This is a genomic window from Streptomyces sp. NPDC001851 (genome assembly GCF_040297165.1).
Classification (GTDB): domain Bacteria; phylum Actinomycetota; class Actinomycetes; order Streptomycetales; family Streptomycetaceae; genus Streptomyces.
The window spans coordinates 74210-100024 of sequence record NZ_JBEOYR010000020.1 but is presented as its reverse complement, the minus strand read 5'-3'; the positions used below and the strand labels follow the sequence as shown (position 1 = coordinate 100024).

24 protein-coding genes are annotated in these 25815 nt (G+C 71.1%); 16 read left to right on the top strand and 8 right to left on the bottom strand.

The genetic code is table 11. The annotated features are described in order from the left end of the window. Window positions 1–21: 21 nt before the first annotated feature. The 4 genes from ABT171_RS27610 (at window position 22) to ABT171_RS27595 (ending at window position 3161) form a co-directional block, all read left to right on the top strand. Window positions 22–981 carry a metal ABC transporter substrate-binding protein gene (locus tag ABT171_RS27610; protein ID WP_351248350.1) on the top strand — a complete coding sequence of 320 codons (960 nt, stop codon included), beginning with the start codon at window positions 22–24 and terminating at the stop codon, window positions 979–981. A gap of 17 nt (window positions 982–998) precedes the next feature. Continuing rightward, window positions 999–1769, top strand: a complete 771-nt coding sequence (locus tag ABT171_RS27605) for a metal ABC transporter ATP-binding protein (RefSeq protein WP_351248471.1) — start codon at window positions 999–1001, stop codon at window positions 1767–1769. A 15-nt stretch (window positions 1770–1784) separates the two neighbouring features. Beyond that, on the top strand, window positions 1785–2687 hold the full coding sequence (locus ABT171_RS27600) for a metal ABC transporter permease (RefSeq protein WP_351248348.1): 903 nt from the start codon (window positions 1785–1787) through the stop codon (window positions 2685–2687). Window positions 2688–2750: 63 nt separating this feature from the next. Next, complete coding sequence (locus ABT171_RS27595; RefSeq protein WP_351248346.1) at window positions 2751–3161, top strand: Fur family transcriptional regulator; 411 nt, start codon at window positions 2751–2753, stop codon at window positions 3159–3161. A gap of 92 nt (window positions 3162–3253) precedes the next feature. Here the strand turns inward: ABT171_RS27595 and ABT171_RS27590 are convergent, their stop codons facing one another. The 3 genes from ABT171_RS27590 to ABT171_RS27580 form a co-directional block, all read right to left on the bottom strand. Further along, window positions 3254–4102, bottom strand: coding sequence for an isoprenyl transferase (locus ABT171_RS27590; RefSeq protein WP_351248344.1), 849 nt, complete (start codon window positions 4100–4102; stop codon window positions 3254–3256). 18 nt (window positions 4103–4120) lie between these two features. Continuing rightward, the gene (gene recO, locus ABT171_RS27585) at window positions 4121–4867 is read right to left on the bottom strand and encodes a DNA repair protein RecO (protein WP_351248469.1); all 747 of its coding nucleotides are present in this window, start codon (window positions 4865–4867) and stop codon (window positions 4121–4123) included. A gap of 158 nt (window positions 4868–5025) precedes the next feature. Then, window positions 5026–5250 carry a hypothetical protein gene (locus tag ABT171_RS27580; protein WP_450795029.1) on the bottom strand — a complete coding sequence of 75 codons (225 nt, stop codon included), beginning with the start codon at window positions 5248–5250 and terminating at the stop codon, window positions 5026–5028. A gap of 269 nt (window positions 5251–5519) precedes the next feature. On the opposite strand from ABT171_RS27580, the gene ABT171_RS27575 reads away from it, so the two are divergent. From ABT171_RS27575 to ABT171_RS27555, 5 genes are read left to right on the top strand one after another with little or no spacing between them, the layout of a single operon-like run. Continuing rightward, window positions 5520–7157 carry an ABC transporter substrate-binding protein gene (locus ABT171_RS27575; protein ID WP_351248340.1) on the top strand — a complete coding sequence of 546 codons (1638 nt, stop codon included), beginning with the start codon at window positions 5520–5522 and terminating at the stop codon, window positions 7155–7157. A 4-nt stretch (window positions 7158–7161) separates the two neighbouring features. Next, window positions 7162–8118, top strand: a complete 957-nt coding sequence (locus ABT171_RS27570; RefSeq protein WP_351248338.1) for an ABC transporter permease — start codon at window positions 7162–7164, stop codon at window positions 8116–8118. Further along, on the top strand, window positions 8118–10043 hold the full coding sequence (locus ABT171_RS27565) for a dipeptide/oligopeptide/nickel ABC transporter permease/ATP-binding protein (protein ID WP_351248337.1): 1926 nt from the start codon (window positions 8118–8120) through the stop codon (window positions 10041–10043). Before ABT171_RS27570 ends, ABT171_RS27565 begins: the two co-directional genes overlap by 1 nt. After that, window positions 10040–11047 carry an oligopeptide/dipeptide ABC transporter ATP-binding protein gene (locus ABT171_RS27560; RefSeq protein WP_351248335.1) on the top strand — a complete coding sequence of 336 codons (1008 nt, stop codon included), beginning with the start codon at window positions 10040–10042 and terminating at the stop codon, window positions 11045–11047. The genes ABT171_RS27565 and ABT171_RS27560 overlap by 4 nt, the downstream gene beginning before the upstream one ends. Continuing rightward, on the top strand, window positions 11048–11974 hold the full coding sequence (locus tag ABT171_RS27555; protein WP_351248333.1) for a dihydrodipicolinate synthase family protein: 927 nt from the start codon (window positions 11048–11050) through the stop codon (window positions 11972–11974). It abuts the gene before it with no gap. On the opposite strand, the gene ABT171_RS27550 is transcribed toward ABT171_RS27555, so the two are convergent. From ABT171_RS27550 to leuA, 3 genes are all read right to left on the bottom strand, one after another. Further along, window positions 11971–13152: a sialidase family protein gene (locus tag ABT171_RS27550; protein WP_351248331.1), complete on the bottom strand. Its 1182-nt coding sequence runs from the start codon at window positions 13150–13152 to the stop codon at window positions 11971–11973. The two genes, ABT171_RS27555 and ABT171_RS27550, sit on opposite strands and share 4 nt — an antisense overlap. Before the next feature lie 111 nt (window positions 13153–13263). Beyond that, window positions 13264–13950, bottom strand: coding sequence for a TerB family tellurite resistance protein (locus ABT171_RS27545; protein WP_351248329.1), 687 nt, complete (start codon window positions 13948–13950; stop codon window positions 13264–13266). A gap of 183 nt (window positions 13951–14133) precedes the next feature. Next, on the bottom strand, window positions 14134–15855 hold the full coding sequence (gene leuA / locus ABT171_RS27540; RefSeq protein ID WP_351248327.1) for a 2-isopropylmalate synthase: 1722 nt from the start codon (window positions 15853–15855) through the stop codon (window positions 14134–14136). A gap of 347 nt (window positions 15856–16202) precedes the next feature. Here leuA and ABT171_RS27535 point away from each other — a divergent pair, with 347 nt between their 5' ends. The 6 genes from ABT171_RS27535 to ABT171_RS27510 all read left to right on the top strand — a co-directional run bounded on the left by ABT171_RS27535 (window position 16203) and on the right by ABT171_RS27510 (window position 22800). After that, on the top strand, window positions 16203–17273 hold the full coding sequence (locus tag ABT171_RS27535) for a M4 family metallopeptidase (RefSeq protein WP_351248326.1): 1071 nt from the start codon (window positions 16203–16205) through the stop codon (window positions 17271–17273). Between the two features lie 33 nt (window positions 17274–17306). Beyond that, window positions 17307–17573 carry a protealysin inhibitor emfourin gene (locus ABT171_RS27530; RefSeq protein WP_351248324.1) on the top strand — a complete coding sequence of 89 codons (267 nt, stop codon included), beginning with the start codon at window positions 17307–17309 and terminating at the stop codon, window positions 17571–17573. 57 nt (window positions 17574–17630) lie between these two features. Next, window positions 17631–18953 (top strand): GH1 family beta-glucosidase, encoded by a 1323-nt coding sequence (locus tag ABT171_RS27525; RefSeq protein ID WP_351248322.1) that lies wholly within the window; start codon window positions 17631–17633, stop codon window positions 18951–18953. Continuing rightward, window positions 18950–20194: an MFS transporter gene (locus ABT171_RS27520; protein WP_351248320.1), complete on the top strand. Its 1245-nt coding sequence runs from the start codon at window positions 18950–18952 to the stop codon at window positions 20192–20194. The genes ABT171_RS27525 and ABT171_RS27520 overlap by 4 nt, the downstream gene beginning before the upstream one ends. A gap of 207 nt (window positions 20195–20401) precedes the next feature. After that, complete coding sequence (locus tag ABT171_RS27515) at window positions 20402–20854, top strand: hypothetical protein (protein ID WP_351248318.1); 453 nt, start codon at window positions 20402–20404, stop codon at window positions 20852–20854. A gap of 38 nt (window positions 20855–20892) precedes the next feature. Further along, the gene (locus ABT171_RS27510) at window positions 20893–22800 is read left to right on the top strand and encodes a YncE family protein (protein WP_351248316.1); all 1908 of its coding nucleotides are present in this window, start codon (window positions 20893–20895) and stop codon (window positions 22798–22800) included. Window positions 22801–22935: 135 nt separating this feature from the next. Here ABT171_RS27510 and ABT171_RS27505 read toward each other — a convergent pair whose 3' ends face one another. Next, a complete protein-coding gene (locus ABT171_RS27505) occupies window positions 22936–23793 on the bottom strand; it encodes an NAD-dependent epimerase/dehydratase family protein (RefSeq protein WP_351248314.1) in 858 nt (285 codons plus the stop codon). Window positions 23794–23916: 123 nt separating this feature from the next. Here ABT171_RS27505 and ABT171_RS27500 point away from each other — a divergent pair, with 123 nt between their 5' ends. Next, window positions 23917–24771: a helix-turn-helix transcriptional regulator gene (locus ABT171_RS27500; protein ID WP_351248312.1), complete on the top strand. Its 855-nt coding sequence runs from the start codon at window positions 23917–23919 to the stop codon at window positions 24769–24771. On the opposite strand, the gene era is transcribed toward ABT171_RS27500, so the two are convergent. Then, a complete protein-coding gene (gene era / locus ABT171_RS27495; protein ID WP_351248310.1) occupies window positions 24768–25721 on the bottom strand; it encodes a GTPase Era in 954 nt (317 codons plus the stop codon). The two genes, ABT171_RS27500 and era, sit on opposite strands and share 4 nt — an antisense overlap. Window positions 25722–25815: the final 94 nt, after the last annotated feature.

The window sequence follows — 25815 nt, the reverse complement described above, 5'->3', positions numbered from 1 at the left end:
TATTTGTTGAAAATGACTGTCATGAACGTACGACGACGCCTCATACCCGCCGCCGCGGTCACCGCCGTGACCGCCCTCGGCCTCGGCACCCTCACCGCCTGCTCCGGGGACACGGCGCAGGCGGCGAACACCGGCAAGTTCGACGTCGTAGCGTCCTTCTATCCCATGGCCTTCCTCGCCGAGCGCATCGGCGGTGACCACGTCCACGTCACCAGTCTGACCTCCCCCGGCCAGGAACCGCACGACCTGGAGCTCAGCCCGAAGCAGATCGGGGGCCTCCAGGACTCCGACGCGGTCCTGTACCTGAAGAACCTCCAGCCCTCCGTCGACGACGCGGTGGCCCAGTCCCCGGTCAAGACGAAGATCGACGCGGCTTCCCTGACCACGCTGGAGGACCACGGCAACGAGGTCGGCGGCCACGCGGCCGCGCACGACACCCACACGAACGGGGAGTCGAAGGGCAAGGACCCGCACATCTGGCTCGACCCGGTGCGCTACGCCCAGGTCGCCGAGGGTGTCGGCAAGGCCTTCGAGCAGGCCGACCCCAAGCACGCCGCCGACTACAGGAAGAACACCGCGGCCCTGGTCCGGCAGCTGAACGGCCTGGACAAGCAGTTCAGGGACGGTCTCGCGCACACGAGGACGAAGGTCTTCGTCACCACCCACGCCGCCTTCGGCTATCTCGCCGAGCGCTACGGCCTGACCGAGGAGGCCATCAACGGCCTCGACCCCGAGTCGGAGCCCAGCGCCGCACGCGTGAAGGACCTGGAGGCGATGGCCAAGGCCGACGGCGTCTCCACCGTCTTCTACGAGACGCTCGTCAGCGACAAGACCGCGAAGACCATCGCGAACGACGCCGCCCTGAAGACGGACGTCCTGGACCCCATCGAGGGCATCACGGCCAAGTCCCGCGGCAAGGACTACTTCTCCGTCCAGGAGGCCAACCTCAAGGCGCTCCGGCAGGCGCTGGGCGCCAAGTGACCGACAGGGAGGGAAGGATCATGGGAGAACCCGTCATAGCCCTGCGCGGGGTCACCGCCGAACTCGGCGCGCGTCCCGTGCTGCGCGGCATCGACCTCACCGTCGGCCGCGGCGAGGTCGTCGCGCTGCTCGGCGCCAACGGCTCCGGCAAGTCCACGGCCGTCCGCACGATCATCGGCCAGGTACCGGTCAGCGGCGGCACGGTCGAGCTGTTCGGCACCCCGCGCCGCTCCTTCCGCGACTGGGCGCGCGTGGGCTACGTACCGCAGCGCACGTCAGCCGCCGGCGGCGTCCCCGCGACGGTCACCGAGATCGTCTCCTCCGGCCGTCTCTCGCGCACCCGCTTCGGCGTCTTCCGCAAGGCCGACCGGGCGGCCGTGCAGCGGGCCCTGGAACTGGTCGGCATGGCGGACCGCGCCAAGGACTCGGTGACCGCCCTGTCCGGCGGCCAGCACCAGCGGGTGCTGATCGCCCGCGCGCTCGTCGCCGAGCCGGAACTGCTGATCATGGACGAGCCGATGGCGGGCGTGGACCTGGCCAGCCAGGAGGTGCTGGCGCGCACGCTCCGGGAGCAGGTGGGCACCGGTACGACGGTCCTGCTGGTCCTGCACGAACTCGGGCCGCTGGAGCCCCTGATCGACCGGGCGGTCGTCCTGCGCGACGGCTGCGTGCTGCACGACGGCCCGCCGCCCCGCGCGGTCGGCCAGCACGCCCTGCCCGGCCACGACCACGTACACCCGCACGCACCCGCGGACGCCGAACCGATCCGCACGGGACTGCTGAGCTGATGGGCCGCTGAGCTGATGGACTTCCTGAACTACGCCTTCATGCAACGGGCGCTCATCGCCGCCGTCCTGGTCGGCATCACCGCGCCCGCGATCGGCATCTACCTCGTCCAGCGCCGCCAGCCCCTGATGGGCGACGGCATCGGGCACGTGGCGATGACCGGCGTCGGCCTCGGCTTCCTGCTGCACGCCTCGCCGGTGTGGATGGCCACGGCCGTCTCCGCGCTCGGCTCGGTCCTGATGGAACTGATCCGCTGGTACGGCAGGACACGCGGCGACATCGCCCTCGCGATGCTCTTCTACGGCGGCATGGCGGGCGGCGTGATGTTCGTCAACCTCGCGCCGGGCGGTTCCAACGCCAACCTGACCTCGTACCTGTTCGGCTCGCTGTCCACGGTCTCCCCGTCGGACGTCACGGCGATCACCGTGCTCGCCGCGTTCGTCGTCGCGGTCACCCTCGGGCTGCGCCGCCAGCTGTTCGCGGTCAGCCAGGACGAGGAGTTCGCGCGGGTCACCGGGCTGCCGGTGCGTGCCCTGAACCTGCTCGTCGCGATCACCGCGGCCGTCACGGTCACCGTCGCCATGCGGGTGGTCGGTCTGATCCTGGTGTCCGCGCTCATGGTGGTGCCGGTCGCCGCCGCGCAGCAGCTCAGCCGCAGCTTCGCGGTGACGTTCGCGCTCGCCGTCGCCCTCGGCGTCGGCGTGACGATCAGCGGCACGATCACCTCGTACTACCAGGACGTCCCGCCCGGCGCGACCATCGTCCTGCTGACCATCGGCGCGTTCGTCGCGCTCACGGCCCTGGCCGCCCCGCTGGCCCGTCGACGCGCCCGTGCGGCCGCCGCGGCACACCCTGCCGGGGACCCGGCGGAGTGCACGATTCCGGCCACGAGAGGGGCCGCGGACCAGATAGGCGTCTGACCGCTGACAGTCCGGGCTGGCACAATGGCCGCCCGGGCACAAGCGAGACGTGAGGAGACAACGGTGACGACCGCTGGACCGCCCGTGAGGGGCCGCGCGACCCGCCAGCGTGCAGCCGTGGCGGCGGCCCTGAACGAGGTCGAGGAGTTCCGCAGCGCGCAGGAACTGCACGACATGCTCAAGCACAAGGGTGACTCGGTCGGGCTCACCACCGTCTACCGCACGCTCCAGTCCCTCGCCGAGGCCGGCGAGGTCGACGTCCTGCGCACGTCCGACGGCGAGTCCGTCTACCGCCGCTGCAGCACCGGCGAGCACCATCACCACCTCGTGTGCCGTGCCTGCGGCAAGGCGGTCGAGGTGGAGGGCCCGGCGGTGGAGAAATGGGCCGAGGCCATCGCGGCGGAACACGGTTACGTCAACGTGGCGCACACGGTGGAGATCTTCGGCACGTGCGCCGACTGCGCCGGGGGCTGACTCCGGGGCGCCGCACCGCGCGGTGAGCAGCAGGGCGCCGAGGGTGCGGCACGAGTCCCGCATCCGCGGCGCCCCGGTGGAACCGCCGGTGGCTACGAGGCGGAGTCGCCCTTCATGGCGGCCTCCATGGCGAGGAGTTCCTCGTTCGGTACGGCGCCGCCGAACCGCCGGTCGCGGGAGGCGAATTCCATACAGGCCCGCCACAGGTCACGGCGGTCGAAGTCGGGCCACAGCACGTCCTGGAAGACCATCTCCGCGTACGCGCTCTGCCACAGCAGGTAGTTGGAGGTGCGCTGCTCGCCGCTCGGACGCAGGAACAGGTCCACGTCCGGCATGTCCGGGTAGTACAGGTACTTCTGGATGGTCTTCTCGCTGACCTTCGCCGGGTCCAGCCGTCCCGCCTTCACGTCCTCGGCCAGTGCCTTCGCCGCGTCGGCGAGCTCGGCCCGGCCGCCGTAGTTCATGCAGAAGTACAGCGTGAGCAGATCGTTGCCCTTGGTCTGCTCCTGGGCGATCTGCAGCTCCTTGGCGACCGACTTCCACAGCTTGGGCATACGCCCCACCCAGCGCACCCGGATCCCGAGTTCGTCGAGCTGGTCGCGGGTCCTGCGGATGAAGTCGCGGTTGAAGTTCATCAGGAAGCGCACCTCGTCGGGCGACCGCTTCCAGTTCTCGGTGGAGAAGGCGTACAGGGAGATGTTGCGCACACCGATCTCGATGGACCCCTGGAGCACGTCGAGCACCCGCTCGGCCCCCACCTTGTGCCCCTCGGTGCGCGGCAGCCCCCGGTCCTTCGCCCACCGCCCGTTGCCGTCCATGACGATGGCCACGTGGTTCGGCACCAGCTCGCCGGGGAGCTTGGGCGCACGCGCACCGGACGGGTGCGGCTCCGGCGCCCTGTACTCGCGCCGCTGGCGCCCCAGGATCCCGCGTACGACCATGTGCTTCTCGTCTCCCTCTTACTTCTCGACGTACCTGAGCGAACGCAGCCCGCGCTCCAGATGCCAGTGCAGATAGGCGGACACCAGCCCGCTGCCCTCCCGGACGTACCGCGCCTCGCACGCGTCCGCCGTCTCCCAGTCTCCCGTAAGCAGCGCCCCGAGGAGTACCAGGGTCTGCGGCGACGGTACGACACTGCCGGGCACCCGGCAGTCGACGCAGACGGAGCCGCCGGAGGCCACCGAGAAGAACCGGTTCGGGCCGGGCATACCGCACTTCGCGCAGTCGGTGAAACTCGGGGCGTACCCGTTGACGGCGAGGGAGCGCAGCAGAAAGGCGTCGAGCACGAGATGGGGAGCGTGCTCTCGCCGGGCGAGCGTCCGCAGGGCGCCCACCAGCAGCAGATACTGCTGCACGGCCGGCTCCCCCTCGTGATCGGTGAACCGCTCGGCGGTCTCCAGCATGGCCGTCCCGGCGGTGTACCGGGCGTAGTCGGTGACGATCCCGCCGCCGTAGGGAGCGATGGTCTCGCTCTGCGTGCACAGCGGCAGTCCGCGCCCGACCAGCTCACTCCCCCGCGCGAAGAACTGCACGTCGACGTGGGAGAAGGGTTCCAGCCGGGCCCCGAACTTCGACTTCGTCCGCCGCACCCCGCGGGCCACGGCCCGCACCCGCCCGTGCCCCCGCGTGAGCAGCGTGATGATCCGGTCCGCCTCACCCAGCTTCTGGGTGCGCAGCACGATGCCGTCATCCCGGAACAGACTCACAGCCACCCCCCGCTTCCCGCCGGCCGCGGGTCCGGGGGTCGCCCCCCGGAGCAGCACCGCATGGTCCGGTCCGCCTCACCCGGCTCCCGGGTGCGCAGCACGGTGCCGTGGTCGCGGAACAGAGTCATGGCACCATTCTCGCCCATGCCGGGGAACGGCTAGAGCGTCTCCCCACGGCTGCGGGCGTTGGCGTACGCGGTCGCCGCCCTGAGCCGCTCGGCGGCGGTCGCGGCGCGCAGGGCACCGGGCTCGGCGTCCCACTCCCGTCCCCCGCCGTACGGTCTCAGCTGCACATACGGCCCCTCGGCCCCCATGACGATGCCGAGCCTGCCGGTCCGGGTGTCCACGACATGGCTGCCAACAGCGGGCTTCTTCGACCACACGTCCTCCAACGCTTCCTCCGCCTCCTCGGCCCACAGCGACGCGCGGGGTGTTACGCCGCTCCTACACCGCTCCCCTCCCCCCGCCAGTTTCACTCTTCGCATATCGAAGGTGACTCTCTGCCACTACACTCCTCAGCGGCCTGCATCCACCGGCCATTCCTGTGCGCCGTCTTGACCACCCCCACGCCCCCTCCTATGGTCGCGCTGAACCCAGACGTAGGACGTCGGACGTCGTATCTCCACCTTCCCCCCACACTGCTGGAGGACCCGTGCGCGACGACGTGACCCCCGACCCGCCGGCGGTTCCGCGCCGCCGGACGTTCCTGAGGTACACGGGTGCGCTGGGCGCGGCCGCCGTCGTGCCGCCCGTGCTGGCCGGCTGCTCCGGCGGGCCGCAGTCCACGAACGACACCGGAGGGGGCGGCAGCGGCAGGGACCGGACGCTGACCGCCGTGATCGGCTACGGCAACGACGGCAGCTGGGATCCCACGCAGACGGCATCGGCGTTCGCGATGGCCGCCAACAACCACGTCTACGAGGGGCTGCTGGACACCGACCCGATCACCCGGGTGCCGTATCCGGCGCTCGCCACCGGGATGCCCGCGGACGCCGGCGCCACCACCTGGCGGTTCACGCTCCGGCCCGGCGCGGCCTTCCACGACGGCAAGCCCGTCACCGCCGACGACGTCGTGTTCGTCTTCGACCGGATCCTGGACCCCAAGACCCAGACGCTCGCCAGGGGTTTCTTCGCCGGCTGGCTCGGCGGCGTCAGGAAGGCAGACTCCCGCACCGTCGAGCTCCTCCTCAAGTTCCCCTTCCCGGACGGGCTCTCCCGGCTCACCCTGGCCAAGATCATGCCGCAGCACGTCTTCGCCAGGCCCGGCGCCTGGGACGAGGCCGTCAAGGGGCTGGCCGTGGGCTCGGGACCGTACCGGCAGACCGCGCACCACCCGAAGTCCAACACCACCTTCGAGGCGTTCGCCGGCTACAACGGGCCCCGCAGGCCGTCCTTCCGGCGGATGAACTGGCTGACCATCGTGGACGCCGCCGCCCGCGTCGCGAAGATCTCCGGGGCCGGCGCAGGTGCGCAGATCGCGGACAACATCCCGTACGCCACCGTCGCTCGCCTGGAGCAGGGCGGGCTGAAGGTCGCGGGCGGCGCCGGGATGAACAACCTCTTCCTGATGTTCAACACCCGGCACAAGCCCTTCGACGACGTACGGGTGCGGCAGGCCCTGCACTACGCCATCGACAGCGAGAAGATGGTGCGGGTGGCCCTGAAGGGGCACGGGAGGCCCGCCTCCTCGTTCCTCGACGAGGGCAACCCCGCCCACCGGCGGGCCAGGACCGTCTACGACCACGACCCCGGGAAGGCGAAGGCCCTGCTCAAGGCCGCCGGGGTCGGCAACCTCAAGGTCAGCCTCCTTGCCGTGAACGTCAGTTGGGTCGTGGACTGCCTGCCGACCATCAAGTCCTCCTGGGACGCGGTCGGCGTGGAGACGACGCTCGCGCCGCAGGAGACCACCGCCGTCTTCACCAAGATGGACCAGAGGCAGGACTACCAGGTCGTCGCCGCCGCCTCCAACCCCAACCAGTTCGGCCTCGACCCCGACCTGATCATGCATTACAACTACGGCCCGCAGAACCTGTGGATGGGGTACACCCGGTGGGCCGGCGATCCCGTCGCCCAGCGGCTCTTCAGGGACATGGACCGGGCGACCCGGGAGCCGGACCCGGCGAGGAAGAAGGCGATGATCCAGGACTACATCGACGTCGTCGCCGAGCAGGCCGTGCTCTACCCGGTCGTCCACAACGAGCTGATGACGGCCTGGGACCCGCGCGAGCTCAGCGGGATAAGAGCGCAGCCGTACCCCGGCATCAACCTCCTCCAGGCCGGCTGGGCCTAGCGGCATGACAGCCGTCGTACGGATCCTGCTCCGGCGCGTCGCCCTGCTCGTGCCGCTGCTGCTCGGGATCGTGCTGTTCGTGTTCCTGGTGATGCGGTTCTCGGACGTCGACCCGGCGTCCGCGTTCTTCCAGGGGACGAATCCGACGCCGCAGCAGCTGCACGACTTCCGGGAGCGGAACGGACTGCTCGACCCGCTGCCGGTGCGGTACGCGCATGTCGTCGGCGCCCTGCTCCACGGCGACCTCGGCACCAGCTCCCTGACCCGGGCCCCGGTGGCCGACCAGGTCACCACCGCGCTGCCGCTCACCCTCCAGCTGACCTTCCTGGGCCTCGCCCTCGCGGTGGTGCTGGCGCTGGCGGGCGGGGTCACCGCGGCCGTGTACCGGGACCGGTTCCCGGACCAGGTCATCCGGGTGGTCTCGCTGGTCGGGGTGGCCGCGCCCGGGTTCTGGCTGGCGCTGCTGATGATCCAGTACCTGGCGGTGGACCGGGGCTGGTTCCCGACCGGCGGGTACATCAACCCGGCCGACTCCGTCACCGGCTGGCTGCGGACCATGGCGCTGCCCGCCTTCGCGCTCTCCCTGCCGGTGGCCGCGCAGCTGACCAGGATCGTACGGACCTCGGTGGTGGAGGAGCTGGACAAGGACTATGTGCGGACCGCGATCGGGAGCGGGTTGCCGCCGTGGGTCGTGATCGGCCGGAACGTCCTCCGCAACGCCCTGGTCAATCCCCTGACCGTACTGGGCCTCCGCGTCGGCTATCTCCTCGGCGGCGCCGTCGTCATCGAGACGATCTTCTCGTTGCCCGGCATGGGCAAGCTGATGATCGACGCCGTGCAGAACGGTGATCCGGCCGTCGTGCAGGGGGTTGTCCTCACCACGGCCACCGGGTTCGTCGTCGTGAACCTCGTCATCGACATCCTCTACCTGCTGGTCAACCCACGTCTGAGGGCGGCCTGATGATCACGCGTGCGCGCCGGCTGCACCGGCTGCCGCTGCTGTCGAAGACCGCCGTCTGCTTTCTGGCCCTCGTCGTCCTCGTCGCCGTACTCGCTCCGCTCCTCGCCCCGGACGACCCGCTCGACCAGCAGGACCCGGTCGGCGGCAGCGGGCATCCGTCCGCCGCGCACTGGCTCGGGCAGGACAGCCTCGGCCGGGACATCCTGAGCCGGCTGATGTACGGCGCCCGCTGGTCGCTGGCGATCGGGCTGGGCGCCACCGGGCTCGCCCTGGTCGTGGGTGCCGTCGTCGGAGCGGTGGCCGCCACCTCCCGCAAAGCGGTCGACGAGACGCTGATGCGCTGCCTGGACGTGGTGATGGCGTTCCCCGGGATCGCCCTCGCCGCTGTCCTCGTCGCGGTCTTCGGCGGCGGGATCGGCGTGCTGATCTGCGCCCTCGCCTTCCTGTTCACGCCGCCCGTCGCCCGGGTCGTCCGGGCGAACGTCCTCGATCAGTACGGCGAGGACTACGTCACGGCGGAGCGGGTGATCGGCGCCGGTACCGCGCACATCGTGCTGCGGCACGTGGCCGTCAACTGCGCCGCCCCCGTGCTGGTCTTCTGCACGGTCCAGGTCGCCGAGGCGATCGTGTTCGAGGCGTCGCTGTCCTTCATCGGCGCCGGGGTGCGGCCACCGGACCCGTCCTGGGGCAGTGTCATCGCCGACGGCAAGTCCATGGTGCTGACCGGCGGCTGGTGGGCGACCGTCTTCCCGGGGCTGCTGATCCTGCTGACCGTGCTGTCCCTGAACATCCTCTCCGAGGGCGTCTCCGACGCGTGGGCGGCCCCGACGCCCCGTGAGGTGGCGGAGCCCCAGGGCCGGCTTCGGCCGCCGGAGCCCGGCGGCGGCGAGGTGCTCCCGCTGCCCGGCCTCGCCGAAGCGGCCCGGCGGCTGCGGTCCCGGGCGCGGCCCCGCCCCGGCTCCTCCGGTCAGCCGGTGCTCGCCGTGGAGAACCTCACCATCGGCTTCCCGGACCGGCACCGGGGCGTGGACATCGTGGCCGGGATCGGCTTCGAGGTGTACCCGGGTGAAGTGCTCGGGCTGGTGGGCGAGTCGGGCTGCGGGAAGTCGCTGACCGCGCTCACGGTCATGGGGCTGCAGCCGAGGGGCGCGCGCGTCGGCGGCCAGGTGCGGTTCCGGCAGCGGAACCTGCTCGCCGAGCCGACGCGGGTACGGCGGCGGCTGCTCGGACACGAGATGGCGATGGTCCACCAGGACGCCCTGTCCTCGCTGAACCCGGCGATGACCATCCGTGCCCAGCTCAGGCAGCTCGTCCGGCGCGGTGGGCGCCGCAGTCCGCGCGAGCTCCTGGAGCTGGTCGGTCTGGACCCCGACCGCACCCTGCGCAGCTACCCGCACGAACTCTCCGGCGGCCAGCGCCAGCGCGTCCTGATCGCCATGGCCCTCTCCCGCGACCCGAGCCTGATCGTCGCCGACGAGCCGACGACCGCCCTGGACGTCACCGTGCAGGCCCAGGTGATGGAGCTGCTGCTGCGGCTGCGCGAGGAGCTGGGCTTCGCGCTGGTCCTGGTCTCGCACGATCTGGCGCTGGTCGCCGACGTCACCGACCGGGTGGTGGTGATGTACGGCGGGCAGATCGTGGAGAGCGGGGTGACCGCCGGCCTGGTGGCGGCACCGGCCCACCACTACACGCGCGGCCTGCTCGGCAGCGTGCTGTCGCTGGAGTCGGCCGCGGAACGGCTGACGCAGATCAAGGGGGTCGTACCGGCCCCGGCCGACTTCCCGGCGGGCTGCCGCTTCGCCGACCGCTGCCCGCTGGCGACCGGGGTGTGCCATGCGAGCGCCCCGGTCCTCACCGGTACGGCCACCCACGCGGCCGCCTGCCATCACCCGGCGGTACCCGTGGAGGACGAGGTGGTGCGGTGAGCGCTGTCGTGGAGGTGCGGGACGCCCACGTGGTGCACAGGGCCCGCACCGGCGGACTGTTCCGCCGCGACCGGGTGTACGCCCTGACCGGCGCCGGCCTCGCGGTGGCCGCCGGGGAGACGGTGGGCGTGGTCGGCGAGTCGGGGTGCGGGAAGTCCACGCTGGCCAGGGTGCTGGTGGGCATCCAGCGGCCGGCCTCGGGGACGGTGGCGTTCCAGGGCCGCGACCTGTGGTCGATGCCGCCCGCGGAGCGCCGGGCCACCGTCGGCGCGGGCGTCGGGATGGTCTTCCAGGACCCGTCGACCGCGCTGAACCGGCGGCTGACGGTACGGCGGATCCTGCGCGACCCGCTGGACGTCCACGACCGCGGCACCAGGCCCGAACGGGAGGAGAGAGTCCGGGAGTTGATGGCCCTGGTCGGCCTGCCCGGGGCCCTGGCGGACGCGCTTCCCGGACAGCTCTCCGGCGGGCAGCGGCAGCGCGTCGCCATCGCCCGTGCGCTCGCCCTGGAGCCGGCCCTGGTCGTCGCCGACGAGCCGACCAGCGCCCTGGACGTGTCGGTGCGCGCGCAGATCCTCAACCTCCTGCTGGACCTGAAGGAGCGCCTCGGCCTCGCCCTGGTGTTCGTCTCGCACGACATCCAGACGGTACGGCGGATGAGCGACCGGGTGATCACCATGTACCTGGGCCGGATCGTCGAGGAGACCCCGGCCGACCGGGTCACGGGCGCCGCCCGGCACCCGTACACGCGTGCCCTGTTCTCCGCCACGCCCGGCCTGCTGGACCCGCTCGACCCGATCCCGCTGACCGGGCCGGTGCCGTCGGCGACCCGGCCGCCGAGCGGCTGTCCGTTCCGCACCCGCTGCTGGAAGGCGGACGGGTTGTGTGCGCGGGTGATGCCGGACTTCTCGGCCGCGTCACGGCCCGGACACCGCTACCGCTGTCACCATCCTGTCGAGGAGGACCAGTCGACCCGCGACCCCGCAGCACGCCAGGAGCCCTGAATGACCTTCCCCGCCCCGCTCACCGGTGTCGTCCCGCCCGTCTGCACGCCCCTGACACCGGAGCGCGAGGTGGACGTGCCCTCGCTGCTCAGGCTGGTCGACCACCTGGTGGACGGCGGGGTGCACGGGCTGTTCCTGCTCGGCTCCACGTCCGAGGCCGCGTTCCTGACGGACCGGCAGCGGCGGCAGGTCGTGGAGGCGGTCGTCGGCCATGTGGGCGGCGGGCTGCCCGTGCTCGCCGGCGCGATCGACATGACCACCCCGCGCGTCCTGGACCACGTCAGGGCGGTGACGGCGGCCGGCGCGCAGGCCGTCGTCGTCACCGCCCCGTTCTACGCCCGCACCCACCGCTCCGAGATCGTCCACCACTACCGCCGGATCGCCGCCGCGTCCCCGGTGCCGGTCATCGCCTACGACATCCCCGTCGCCGTGCACACCAAGCTCCCCGCCGACGTGGTGCTGGGGCTGGCCGCCGACCGGGTACTGGCCGGGATCAAGGACTCCAGCGGGGACCTGGCCGCCTTCCGCGAGATCGTCACCGGCGCCCGTACGGACCCCGGGTTCAGCGTGCTGACCGGCTCGGAGCTGCTCGTGGACTCCGCGCTGGCGCTGGGCGCCGACGGGGCCGTGCCGGGGCTGGCCAACGTCGACCCGCACGGGTACGTCCGGCTGTACCGGATGTGCCGGGCCGGCGACTGGGACGGGGCGCGGGCCGAGCAGGAGCGGCTGTGCGCACTGTTCGGGATGGTCGCGGCCGGGGATCCGGCACGGATGGGCGGCAGCTCGTCGGCACTGGGCGCGTTCAAGGCCGCGCTGCATCTGCGGGGGGTCATCGACTGCCCGGTCACGGCGGAGCCGCAGGTGCCGTTGTCCGGGGAGGAGACCGAGAAGGTGGGCAAGTTCCTGGCGGCCGCCGGCCTCCTCTAGCGGATCGTCACTCTGCGGAACTCCAGGGTGTCGTAGGCGCGGGCAGTACCCGTCTCGTACAGGACGCCGGCCGTGGCGTGGCCGAGCTGGACCAGGTCGGAGTAGGCGGCCGGGCGGTCCGAGAGGGTGAGGAGCCGGGTGAAGGTGCGCCCGGCGTCCGTGCTCGTCCAGAGGGCCAGGGCGCGGCGGGCGGTCGGCACGGAGGGGGCGGCGAACAGCAACGGGGCTCCGGGGCCGCGGAGTTGGAGGACGCTGCCCTGGACCACGGGGACGTCGCCCAGCGTGGGCTGGGCGGCGTAGGGGCGGTCGAGGGTGGTGCCGCCGTCGGAGGAGTAGGTGTCGAGGCGGTTGCCGGGCGCGCTGCCGTTCTGGTCGCGGGCGCTGAAGTAGACGCGGCCGTCCGGGAGTTGGGCGGCGCTGGTCTCGTTGGTGTTGGCCACGCCGTCGTAGGTGGCGTCCACGGCACCGAGGTGCCACGTGTGGCCGCCGTCGTCGCTGTAGAGGACGTGACCGCCGTAGTACTTGGGCTCCCGGCCGGTGTCGGGGGAGCCGGCGGGCGGGGCGGCGGAGTGGTTGGCGGGTACGAGCAGGCGTCCGGCATGCGGGCCCCGGGCGAGGAACAGCGCGTGGCCGGGGCCGGTGGCGTACCAGCGCCAGCCGGGCCGCTTCACCTGCGCGGTGATGTCCACCGGGGGCGTGAAGTGGCGGCCCTCGTCCCGGCTGCGCTGGACGAACACCCTGCGGCCCCGCTCGTCCGGGACCTCGCCGCGCATGATCTGTTCCTCCGTCACCGAGCCGCTGTTGCCGCAGGTCACGAGGATGACGGCGCCGGTACGGGGGTCCAGGACCGGCGCCGGGTTGCCCCGGGTGTCCCCGTGGCCCGCGGTCACCACCGTCAGTGGGCCCCAGGTGCAGCCGCCGTCGGTGGAGCGGCGCAGCACGACGTCGATGTCCCCGGAGTCGCCCGCGCTGTCGCGCCGTCCCTCGGCGAAGGCCAGGATGGTGCCGCCCCACGTCCTGACCGCGGCCGGGATGCGGTACGTGTGATACCCGCCCCTCCCCGCCGCATACGGCTCCGAGGAGACACAGGCGGAGGCGGCGGCGTGGGCGGGCGGACGGGCGGCGAGCGAGGTGAGGAGCGCGAGGGCGGTGAGCAGGGTGCGGCTCTTCGGTGTCACCCCTCCATGGTCCCCAAAACCACCGCTCCCGATTCGCCCCGAGGACCACTCATACGGGCGACATCGGCACCAACCGCCCGATCAGGCCACCAACCGACCGGAGCCGGACGGTCAGGACGGGGTGCGGGCGGCGGCCAGGAGACGGGCGACGTCGTCGGCGCAGATGGTCAGCGCGGCGCCGACCGTGGTGAGGGCGTCGCGTTCGGCGGGGGTGTAGGGGCCGTCGGCGAGGGCGATGCGGGCGGCCTGGAGGAGCAGTGACTCGCGGCCCGCCGGGGCGAGGTGCGGGGCGAGCGGGTCCAGGGCCTCGTGCAGCTCTATGGTCAGGCTCGTGCCGCACTCCCCGCCGAGGACCCGGCCGGTGTCGGCGGCGAGGGCCTCGACCAGGGCCGCCAGCTGGTCCTCGGTGCAGCCGTCGAAGCCGGCCGCGCGCACGGCCGCGGCGGCCGTCTCCAGCGCCGTACGGGAGGAAGTGCCGCCCGCGGCGAGCACGGCGAGGGCGACGGTGTGCACGGCGTCGCGGAGCATCGCGGAGAAGCGGCGCGTGGTCGGGTGGTCGAGGACGTCGGTGCCGTAGTGGTGGCGGCAGGCGGCGCACTCCACGACCGGGCCCGCGGTGCCGCGCGGCAGCAGGGGGACGCCGAGCAGGGTGAGCCTGCGGCGGCCGGTGAGCCGCTGGTAGTTGCGGTCGCCGCCGCAGCCGGGGCAGAAGAACTCGCCGTCCCCGATCGGTGTCCATGCGGTGCGTGTGCCCAGGAAGCGCAGGGCCTGGCCGTCTCGTCCCCGTACTGGCAGCACGTCGCACCTCCGTAACCGCACGGCAACATCGCCGCGCTGGCGTGATGTTAGCCACATCACGGAGGTTGAGTCAGTACCCCGGAAGAGACCTGTCCGTGATCCGAACGCGACGATGGCTGACAATCGACGGCGCCCTGACCGCCGTATACAGCGGTCAGGGCGCGAAAGGCCCGGTCAGAGCGGTCAGCGGGCCGCGCGGTTCACCGCCGAGACAACGGCCTTCAGCGACGCACGCGTCGTGTTCGCATCGATGCCGATCCCCCACAGGACCTTGCCGTCGATCGCGCATTCGATGTAGGAGGCGGCCTGCGCGGAGGCGCCCTCGCTCATCGTGTGCTCCTGGTAGTCCAGCAGGCGTACGTCGACGCCGATGGAGTGCAGGGCGTCGAAGAAGGCCGAGATCGGACCGTTGCCGGAACCGGTCAGGACCGTGTCCTCGCCGTCCACCGTCGCCTCGACCGTGAGGGTGTCGACGCCGTCGGTGTCCGTGGTCGACTGGCCGGTCTTCACCTGGATGCGGCCCCACGGGTTGTCCGGGTTCGGCAGGTACTCGTCCTGGAAGACCGCCCAGATCTCCTTCGGCGTGATCTCGCCGCCCTCGGCGTCGGTCTTCGCCTGGATGAGCTTGGAGAACTCGATCTGCATCCGGCGCGGCAGGTCCAGCTTGTGGTCGTTCTTCAGGACGTAGGAGATACCGCCCTTGCCGGACTGCGAGTTGACCCGGATGACGGCCTCGTAGGAGCGGCCGACGTCCTTCGGGTCGATCGGCAGGTACGGCACCGCCCACTCGATGTCGTCGACGGTGACCCCGCGAGCCGCCGCGTCCGCCTCCATCGCGTCGAAGCCCTTCTTGATGGCGTCCTGGTGGGAGCCGGAGAAGGACGTGTAGACCAGGTCGCCCACGTACGGGTGGCGCGGGTGGACCTCCATCTGGTTGCAGTACTCCCACGTACGACGGATCTCGTCGATGTCGGAGAAGTCGATCTGCGGGTCGACGCCCTGCGAGAACAGGTTCATGCCCAGGGTGACCAGGTCGACGTTGCCGGTGCGCTCGCCCTGCCCGAACAGGCAGCCCTCGACACGGTCGGCGCCGGCCATCAGGGCCAGCTCGGCCGCCGCCACGGCCGTACCGCGGTCGTTGTGCGGGTGGACGGACAGGCAGACGTACGCGCGGCGGGACAGGTTCCGGTGCATCCACTCGAAGCGGTCCGCGTGCGTGGACGGGGTCGAACGCTCCACGGTGGCGGGCAGGTTGAGGATGATCTCGCGGTCCGGGCCGGGCTGCCAGACGTCCATGACCGCCTCGCAGACCTCCAGCGCGAAGTCCAGCTCGGTGTCCGTGAAGATCTCCGGCGAGTACTGGTAGCCGAACTCGGTCTCCGGGCCCAGCAGTTTCTCGGCGTACTCCACCACCAGGCGGGTGCCGTCGACCGCGATCTGCTTGATGTCGTCCTTGGAGCCGCGGAAGACCACCCGGCGGAACACGGGAGCCGTCGCGTTGTACAGGTGGACGGTCGCCCGCTTGGCGCCCTTCAGGGACTCCACGGTCCGCTCGATCAGGTCCTCCCGGGCCTGGGTCAGCACGGAGATCGTGACGTCGTCCGGGATCGCGCCCTCTTCCTCGATGATCGAGCGCACGAAGTCGAAGTCGGTCTGGCCGGAGGCGGGGAAGCCGACCTCGATCTCCTTGTAGCCCATCTTCACCAGCTGGTCGAACATCCGGCGCTTGCGCTCGGGCGACATGGGGTCGATCAGGGCCTGGTTGCCGTCGCGCAGGTCGGTGGAGAGCCAGCGGGGGGCGACGGTGATGCGCTGCTCCGGCCAGGTGCGGTCCGGGATGTCGACCTGCTCGTAGCGGCCGTACTTGTGGATCGGCATGGAACTGGGCTGCTGGCGGTTGGCCATGGTGCGTGGGCTCCTCAGGGTGTCCGGAGATCCGGATGTCCGGGTGGACGGCCGACGACGCAACGCCAGAGCTCCGCGGGGAGGGAGTCGGCCTCTACAGGCCCTCGCCGCGGCAGCTAAGGAGAAGCAGCCCGAAACGCATGATGCCTCGCAGCGTAGCCGAGCCGCCCCGGACCCGGGGGACGCGTTTCAGTATGCGGGACCGCGACCACAAAAGGGACATAAAGTGCGCAGCACCACATCGCCCTATCACATCGTCACGGAGTGTGGCGCTCAGTGTCCCGGTATTTCACCAATCATGGTGGCAGCTAGTGACATCTCCATCACTGAGTGCGATGGTGCGGGACATGACGACCAACGGGGGCTTCGAGCCCGTCTTCTGCACGATCGTGCCGCCCCACGTCCTCGACAAGCTCGCGCAGGCCGAGGACTCCGCGCTCTCCGGCCCGGCCCGCCGGTCCCTGGAGCACGACGCCTTCCAGCGCACCAAGCGCCGCCTGACCACGGTCGTCGGCGCGCCCTCCGTCGCCGCTCCCGCGGGCGCCGCCGCCGACCAGCCGCACCGCACGATCTACGACGCCCGCCACACCCAGGACCTGCCCGGCACCAAGGTCCGCGAGGAGGGCTCGGAGCCGGGCTCGGACGCCACCGTCAACCGCGCCTACGCGGGCCTCGGCGCCACCTTCGAGCTGTACCTGAAGGCGTACGGCCGCCACTCGATCGACGGCAACGGGCTGCCGCTGGACGCCACCGTGCACTTCGGCGAGGGCTACGACAACGCCTTCTGGAACGGCGAGCAGATGGTGTTCGGCGACGGCGACGGCCAGGTCTTCCTCGACTTCACCCTCCCGGTCGACGTCATCGGCCACGAGCTGACCCACGGCGTCACCCAGCACACCGCGAACCTGGAGTACTTCGGCCAGTCCGGTGCGCTCAACGAGTCCGTCTCGGATGTCTTCGGCTCGCTGATCAAGCAGTACACGCTCGGCCAGACCGCCGCCGAGGCCGACTGGCTGATCGGCGCGGGCCTGCTCGCCCCGCACGTCCACGGCACCGCGCTGCGCTCGATGAAGGCCCCGGGCACGGCGTACGACGACCCGAACCTCGGCAAGGACCCGCAGCCGGCGACCATGGAGCACTATGTCCGCACCGGCCGTGACAACGGCGGCGTGCACATCAACTCGGGCATCCCGAACCACGCCTTCTACCTGGTCGCCACGGCCATCGGCGGGCACTCCTGGGAGAAGGCCGGGCAGATCTGGTACGACGTGCTGACCGGCGGCGACCTCAAGCAGGACGCGCTGTTCGCCGACTTCGCCACGCTGACCGTGAAGGCGGCCCGGGAGCGGTACGGCGCGGGGGACGAGCTCCAGGCCGTGCAGAAGGCGTGGGAACAGGTCGGCGTGCGGACGCTGTAGTACCGCCACGCCGGAGTGCTGGACACTGGGCCCATGCGGATTCGAGTGAGGCGCACGGGCGGTTTCGCGGGCATCGAGCGCCGGGCCGAGGTGGACACCTCGGGCCGGCCCGACGCCCCCGCGTGGCAGGCCCTGGCCGAACGCGTCCTCGCGTCCGGCCGGGGCACCCCGCCCGCCGGCGTCCCGGACGGCTTCCGGTACGAGATCACCGTGGACGGCCGCACGGTGTACGCGGCCGACCCCCGACTCAGCGAGGAGGAGCGGGAGTTGGTGTCCCGGGTGCTGAAGGAAGGCGCGTAACCACCGGTTCCCGTCGGGGCGTTGACTTCCGTTACCGGGGGTAAGGATGATCCGGTCATGGCGACTGACGCAGGTGAGCCGGCACTCCCGATACCCCGTTTCCCCGAGGGCTTCCTGTGGGGTGTCTCGACCTCGGCCCATCAGATCGAGGGGGCCGCCGAGGAACGCGAGCCGTCCGTGTGGGACGTGTTCACGGCCGAACCGGGGCGGGTGAAGGACGGTTCGACGGCGGCGGTGGCCTGCGACCACTACCACCGCTACCGCGAGGACGTGGCCCTCCTCGCCGGCCTCGGCGTGGACGCGTACCGCTTCTCGGTCTCCTGGCCCCGGGTGAACTCCCCCGGTGGCCTGGACTTCTACGACCGCCTGGTGGACGAGCTGTGCGCGGCGGGCGTACGGCCCGTGCCCACCCTGTTCCACTGGGACCTGCCCGCTTCCCTGGACTGGCTCCAGCGGGACACGGCGGCCCGGTTCGCCGACCATGTGACGGCGGTGGCCGAGCGCCTCGGCGACCGCGTGACCAAGTGGATCACCCTGAACGAGCCCGCCGAGCACACCCTCCTGGGCCACGCCCTCGGCGCCCACGCCCCCGGCAGGCGGCTCCTGTTCGACGCGCTCCCGGCCGCCCACCACCAGCTCCTCGCCCACGGCCTCGCGGTACGGGCCCTGCGCGCGGCCGGGGCCACGGACGTCGGCATCGCCAACTCCCACGGCCCCACCTGGCCCGCCTCCGCGGAGCCGGCGGACGTGGAGGCGGCCGGCTTCTACGACGTCCTGCTCAACCGCCTGTTCGCCGAGCCGGTCCTCCTCGGTGCGTACCCGGAGGGAACGGGCGACCTGATGCCGGGGGACGTCGCGGCGGACCTGAAGGTCATCGCCGAACCGGTCGACTGGTACGGGATCAACTACTACGCGCCCACCCGGGTGGGGGCACCCGGCGGCACCGCAAGCGAGTACGGCGGTCTGGCACTCCCCGCCGAACTGCCCTTCTCGGTCCGCGAGATCGAGGGCCGCCCGGTGACCGACTTCGGCTGGCCGATCGTCCCGGAGGGGCTGACGGAACTGCTGACGGGCTTCCGGGACCGCTACGGCGACAAGCTCCCGCCGATCGTCATCACCGAGAACGGCTGCTCCTGCGACGGCCTCGACGACCAGGACCGCATCGCCTACCTGGACGCCCACATCCGCGCCCTGTACACCGCGCTGGAGGCCGGCGTGGACGTGCGCGGCTACTTCGTGTGGTCGCTGATGGACAACTTCGAGTGGGCCGAGGGGTACGCGCGCCGCTTCGGCCTGGTGCACGTGGACTACGAGACGCTGAAGCGCACCCCGAAGGCCTCCTACCACTGGTTCCGGGACCTGCTGCGGGACCGGAGATGACCACGGCCGCCGCCCTGGCCGAGCCCGTCGAACCCGTCGGCCGGGGCTGGACGGCGGCCCTCGCACTGGCCAACGGGGCGATCTGGGTCGGCTGGTTCGGCCCGCTGCAGATCCTGCTCGCCTCGCAGGCGAAGGACTTCGCCCCCGGCACCGGGATGTCCAAGGAGACGCTGCTGGCCTGGGTGACCGGCGCCGGCGCCGTGGTCTCGCTGCTCGCCAACCCGCTCTTCGGCGCGCTGTCCGACCGTACGACGGCCCGCCGGGGCCGCCGTACGCCGTGGATCGTGGCCGGAGCGGCGGGCGGCGCGGTGTCCCTGCTGCTGCTCGCGCGGGCGGGCGGGGTGTGGTCGATGGCGGTGGCCTGGTGTCTGGTGCAGCTCACGCTGAACGCGGCGTTCGCGGCGGTGACGGCGGCCGTGCCGGACCGGGTGCCCCGGCTCCAGCGGGGCGCGGTGGGCGGCTGGCTGGGGGCGGCGCAGATCCTCGGCGTGGTCGGCGGCACCGGCCTCGCGACCGCGGCCGGCGGGATCGGCGCCGGGTACACGGCGTGCGCGGCCTTCACGGTGGCGGGCGTGCTGCCGTACGTCCTGCGCTACGACGACCTGCGGCTGCCGCCGGAGGACCGCCCGCCCTGGTCCTGGCGCGGCTTCCTGGCGGGCTTCTGGCTGAGCCCGCGCCGTCACCCCGACCTCGGCTGGGCCTGGCTGACCCGCTTCCTGATCAACCTCAGCAACTCCCTCGTCCTGCTGTACCTCCTCTACTACCTCCGTGACCGCCTGCACCGCCCCGATCCCGAGCAGGGCGTGCTGGTCCTGACGGCGGTCAACAGCCTGACGCTGATGGCGACGGTGGTGACGGGCGGGGTCTGGTCGGACCGGGTGGGCCGGCGCAAGCCGTTCGTCGTGTGGTCGGGCGTGCTGATGGCGGTGGCGACGGCGGCCCTGGCCGGCCGGCAGACCTGGCCCGGCGCGATCGTGGCGGCGGCCGTCCTCGGCGTCGGCTTCGGCGTGTTCACCTCGGTCGACTTCGCGCTGATGACGGACGTCCTGCCGAAGGCGCTGGACCGGGGCAAGGACCTCGGCGTCATCAACGTGGCCAACGCCCTGCCCCAGGTGGCCGCCCCCGCACTGGCCGCGCCGATCGTGACCTACCTCGGCGGATACCGGGTGCTGTACCTGGTGGCGGCCGTGATCGGGCTGGCGGGGGCGGTGCTGGTGGGGCGGATCCGCGGCGTCAATTGACCAGTAAACAGAACACCGAGGCGACCGGGACTCAATTCAGTCTGCAGTTCGATAAGTCCTGAAGCGGCCTCTCCGGCGCACGGCCAGAGGAATGGCGAAAAGCCGCAGGGTCGGGCTGGGTAGATCGATCACCGGAGGGGTAGGAAGGCCCACGGTGATCCACAAGAGGTGATTTCGCGCCCACCGAGACGACCCGGAGAAAGCCCAATGTCTTTCAAGAACGTCTTCGAAAACGGCGGAAGTGAGGCCAAGTCCGCCGAAGAGTCCGCCCAAAAGGTCTCCGAAAACATTCCTGGCGCCCGGCCCGAAAGGGAAGGGGTCGATCCGGAGCTCTACGACGGTATTCCCGAGACGGCGCGTGACCCGAAGATCATGCGTGAGACCTCGCCAGAGGCGCTCAGTATCATGAATAACTTCCTCACCCCTCTGTTCAAGAACACCCAGACGGTGGCGGACAAGCAGCGGGAAGCCAGCGAAAACCCCGAATCGACGGCCGGCATGGCCTCTTCGGCCAAGGATGAGGCATTCACGAAGGTGAAGGTGGAGATCAGGGACGAAGACCAGCCTAAGGCGAGCGACGAACGGCTGGACGAAGTCAGAAAGGACAACCAGGCATCGGTCAGGAACGTGAAGAGGACCGACGGCGGGTCGGCCAAGTAGTGCGGGGTTGAGTTCTACTGCGCGAGGAGACCGAAGGCATGGGCGGCGCCACCAAGAACAACGTGAGTACAGCCTATCTTGGCGAACGATTCATCCGGCACCCGTTGACGGGACGCAACCTCAAGGAGCTGAGCATCGCCGAGAAGGCCGATGCCATCCTGAAGCGGGACCGGGACAAACTGAAGAGGAAGGCCGAGAGGAAATCGGCGGACGGAACGGACCGGTACGTCTCCCCCACCGGCTTTTCTCTGAACAAGGGGCGATTCGGCGCCTTTCCCGCCGGGGAGGCTGCGGCACACGAACGCGGGTGGCGCGCCTATATGACGGTGGGGGTACCACTTGTCGACGAGCGGGGCGACATCGTACAGCCTCCTCCTGACGTGATCTCCAAGCAGACGTACGTCAATCGGACCGACCCCGTCCCGACCAAATGGTCACACACCGTCGAATTCTCGATCTCGAACACAATCAGCTGGTCGCTCCAGGGTCAGGTACAGCTCACTTTTGGCGCAAAAGCCACCGCATCACTGCAGCAGCAGTTGCAGAAGAGCATGGCGATGAACCAGTCCGAGAAGAGCACCCTGAAGAACAGCAAGGACAATCAGGGTGTCGACGCAGAGTCCCAGTCGCAGATGACCAGCACGACAACCGCCACGAGTACCGCCACGGGCACCGGGGAACTGTCGGCACAGCTGATGCTCGGGATCACTGGTTCTGTCAGTGGTTCGCTGACCACGTCGTTCAAGACGTCTTCCACGCTGAGCGGGGAAGTTGCCAGCCGGGTAGACGTCCTGGCCACGCAGCGGCGTCAGGTGCGGAGGTTCGACTACGAATACCCCGTCTCCTTCGGTGGGTGGGTCGCTCTGTACTACCCCGAGCCGGTAGAGGTCAAGGAAACGCGTCCGGACGGCCCGCAGCCCCAGGAACCGAAGTACTCCAGGGTGATCGCCTGGAAGCTCGGCGAGACCGGCACGGCCACGGAGGCTTTCGACCTGACCGATGAGGGCAAGCCGTTCCTGCAGAAAGGGGAAGCCGAGGTGGTATCCACCTTGGCCGGGGTGCACGAGGTCTTCGAGCTCGAAACGATCAATTTCGACAAGAAGGACCACCCTCTGCACAAGAGCGGCAGCGTGAGGCAGGAGAGCCCGAGAGAGGCCCCGGTCGAGCTCGCCACCGGGTTGGGGACGGCCGATGGCCTGGCCCTGGATCCGGTGAACCACAAGGCGTACGTCACCGACCGGTACAACGGCGGCAAGCTGTACAAGATCGATCTCGCCGGCGGTGGCACGGACTGGGTCCTGGAGAAGCTGGGGCAGGTCAACGATGTGGCACTGGACCTGCCGGGCAACAAGGCCTACGTCACCGACTACAGCGGCAAGCGCCTGTTCACGGTGGACCTGTCCGACCGCTCCGCCTCCCCGGTCACGGTCGCCGAGGGTATGTTCGCGTACGGTGTCGCGCTGGACCTGCCGGGCAACAAGGCCTATGTCACCGACGTCGAGAACGGCAAGCTGATCGAGTTCGACCTGAGCGGCGCCCCGGCGGCGAAACGGCGTACCTGGGACGTGCCGAGGGCCGCCGGAGTAACGCTGAGCGGGGGCAAGGCGTACATCGGGCAGTACGACCTCGGCGGCCTGTACGAGGTCGACCTGAACGCGGATGGCGGCGCCCCGCGGACCGTGGCCACCAACCTCGGGAACAGCGTCCGGGTGGCGCTGGACGACGCGGTCCACGCCTACGTCTCCGACTCGGCCGGCGGCAGGCTGCATGAGGTCGCCGTGGCCGGTACCGAGGCCAAGGGCCTTCGGCGCGTGGTGGCCGACGGCCTCGGCACGGTCTGCGGCGTCGGACTCGACCGCGACAACGGCTGGAGCTACGTCACCAACCGCCAGGGCAAGCTGTTGCGGCTCTCCGGCGTGCTGCCCGACGCCTCGGCGAAGTCGTAGCACAGGACGTTCCCCCGCGGTGGGCGGGCGGGCATGGATGCCTTGATCATGTGGGTTGCCGAGGTTCACGTGATCGACGGGGTGCTCATGCCCGCCTGTGCCAGGGCGTCACGGGGCGGCCCGGTCGACGGCCCCTCAGAGGGCTCCGGCGTCGCGGGCGGCCCAGACGGTCGGGTAGTGGGGCCGGAAGCCGAGGTCCCGGCGGATCCGCTCGGTGGACATGATCCCGAACCACGGGTCGGGGTCGGTCCGGGTGTGCATGCCGGCGGGCGGCTCAACGCCGTTGAGCAGGTGGAGCTCGACCGCCGTGACGGGGGCGTCGTCGGCGATGTTGTAGACGGGCCCGCTCACGGCCGGGGCGTACAGCAGCCGCAGCAGCCCCTGGGCGACGTCGGCGTGGTGGCCCATGTGCAGCCGCTGGGTGGACGCCCAGTGCGCGGCCCAGCGCAGGGACTGGTCGAGGTGCGGGTCGCCCTCGCCGTAGACGAAGGGGAGCCGGGCCACCCTCACCTCCATGCCGTCCAGCGCGAGCAGCTCCCGTTCGGCCACGGCCTTGGACTCGGCGTAGGCGCCCCACATGTCACCGCCGGGCCGGGTCTCGTCGTCCTCGGTCAGCGGGCGACCGCGCCCGACGCCGTATACCAGGCCGGTGCTGACCTGCACGAAGCGCCGCACGCCCGAGGTCAGCGCGGCGCGGCCCAGGGCCACGGCCGCGTCCCGGTTGACGGCCCACGCCTCCTCGTCCGGCACCCCGCGGAAGGACGCCGCGATGTTCACGACCGCGTCCGCCCCGGCGAGCGCCTTGCCGAGCGCCTCCTCGTCCCGGAGATCGCCGACGGCGACCTGGGCGCCCAGCTCCGCGAAGGGCTCGGCGCGCGCCGCGTCCCGCACCAGGACCCGTATCTGCTCCCCGGGCTGCCGCCGCGCCAGCAGCCTCGGCACGAAACGCCGCCCGACCTGTCCCGTCGTGCCCGTCACCAGTGTCACCGTCATGGTCCGCTCCTCTCGGTCCGCTGCCACCACTGTCGAACGGCGCCGCGACGGGCGGGAGAGACCTCCCGATCAGGGGACTGGCACTCCCTGGATATCCCCCGCCCTCTCCTCCACCCTGAAGAGGTGAACCGAACCGAACTCGCCGACTTCCTGCGCCGTGGCCGCGCCCGGCTGGACCCGTCCGACGTGGGCCTCACACCCGGCGCCCGCCGCCGTACCCCGGGGCTGCGGCGGGAGGAGGTGGCGTCGCTGGCCGGCATGTCGGTCGACTACTACACGCGCCTGGAGCAGTCGCGCGGCCCGCGCCCGTCCCGCCAGATGCTCACGGCGCTGGCGCGGGCGCTGCGGCTGACCGACGACGAGCGCGACCACCTCTTCCACCTGGCGGGCGAGGAGCCGCCGCGGCGGGACGGGTCCGCGGCGCATGTGCGTCCCGGTCTGCTGCTGGTGCTGGACCGGCTGCACGACGCGCCGGCGATGGTGGTGACGGACTGCGGCGAGATCCTGGCGCAGAACACCCTGTCGAGGGCGCTGTCCGGGGACGCGCTGGCCCGCCCGGCGCACGACCGCAACCTGATCCGCCGCTTCTTCCTCCACCCGGAGGCACGCGAGCTGTTCCCGCCGGAGGATCTGCCCGAGCACGCGCGCATCCACGTGGCGAACCTGCGCGCCGTCGCCGCCGCCCGCCCCGACGACCCGGAACCGGCGGCCCTGGTGGCCGGACTCCGCGCCTCCAGCAAGGAGTTCGCCCGCCTCTGGGACCAGCACGAGGTGGCCGTCCGCCGCGGCGGCACCAAGCGCTTCCGGCACCCGGTGGTGGGCCTGCTGGAACTGGACTGCGAGGTCCTCCTGAGCGACACCCCCCGCCACCACCTGGTCCTCCACACAGCCCGCCCGGGAACGGCGTCCCACGAACGCCTTCAGCTGCTGAGGGTGGTGGGGCTGCAGGACATGACCCCGCAGAACGCCGACGGCTAGAAGCCGAGCTTCCTCAGCTGCTTGGGATCCCGCTGCCAGTCCTTCGCCACCTTCACGTGCAGGTCCAGGAAGACCGGCGTCCCCAGCAGGGCCTCGATGTGCTTGCGGGACTTGATCCCGACCTCCTTCAGGCGCTTGCCCTTGGGGCCGATGATGATGCCCTTCTGGCTGGGGCGCTCGATGTAGACGTTGGCGTGGATGTCCAGGAGCGGCCGGTCCGCGGGGCGGTCCTCGCGCGGGAGCATCTCCTCCACGACCACGGCGATGGAGTGCGGCAGCTCGTCGCGGACACCCTCCAGCGCGGCCTCGCGGATCAGTTCCGCGATCATGACCTGCTCGGGCTCGTCCGTGAGGTCGCCCTCGGGGTAGAGCGCCGGGCCCTCGGGCAGCAGCGGGACCAGCAGGTCGGCCAGGAGGTCCACCTGCTTGGCGCCCACCGCCGACACCGGCACGATCTCCGCCCACTCGATACCCAGCTCCCTGCCGAGCTGGTCGATGGCGATCAGCTGCTCGGCGAGGGTCTTGGAGTCGACCAGGTCGGTCTTGGTGACGATGGCGACCTTCGGGGTCTTCCGGATCCCGGCCAGTTCCTTGGCGATGAAGCGGTCACCGGGACCGATCTTCTCGTTCGCCGGCAGGCAGAAGCCGATCACGTCGACCTCGGCCCACGTCGTCCGTACGACGTCGTTGAGCCGCTCGCCGAGCAGTGTGCGCGGCTTGTGGAGCCCCGGCGTGTCCACCAGGATCAGCTGGGCGTCCGGACGGTGCACGATCCCGCGCACCGTGTGCCGCGTCGTCTGCGGCTGGTTGGCGGTGATCGCCACCTTCTGCCCGACCAGAGCGTTCGTGAGGGTGGACTTGCCCGCGTTGGGACGGCCCACGAAGCAGGCGAAACCGGCGCGGTGGACGGCCTCGGCCGACTGCTCGGATGACTGGGTACGAACGCTCATGCCGTTCATTGTCCCTGATCCACGCGCCCCGCCGTACCGTGAGGTTCCGGTAACCCTCACGCAACGAAACGTCACGGAAACACACCCGTACGCG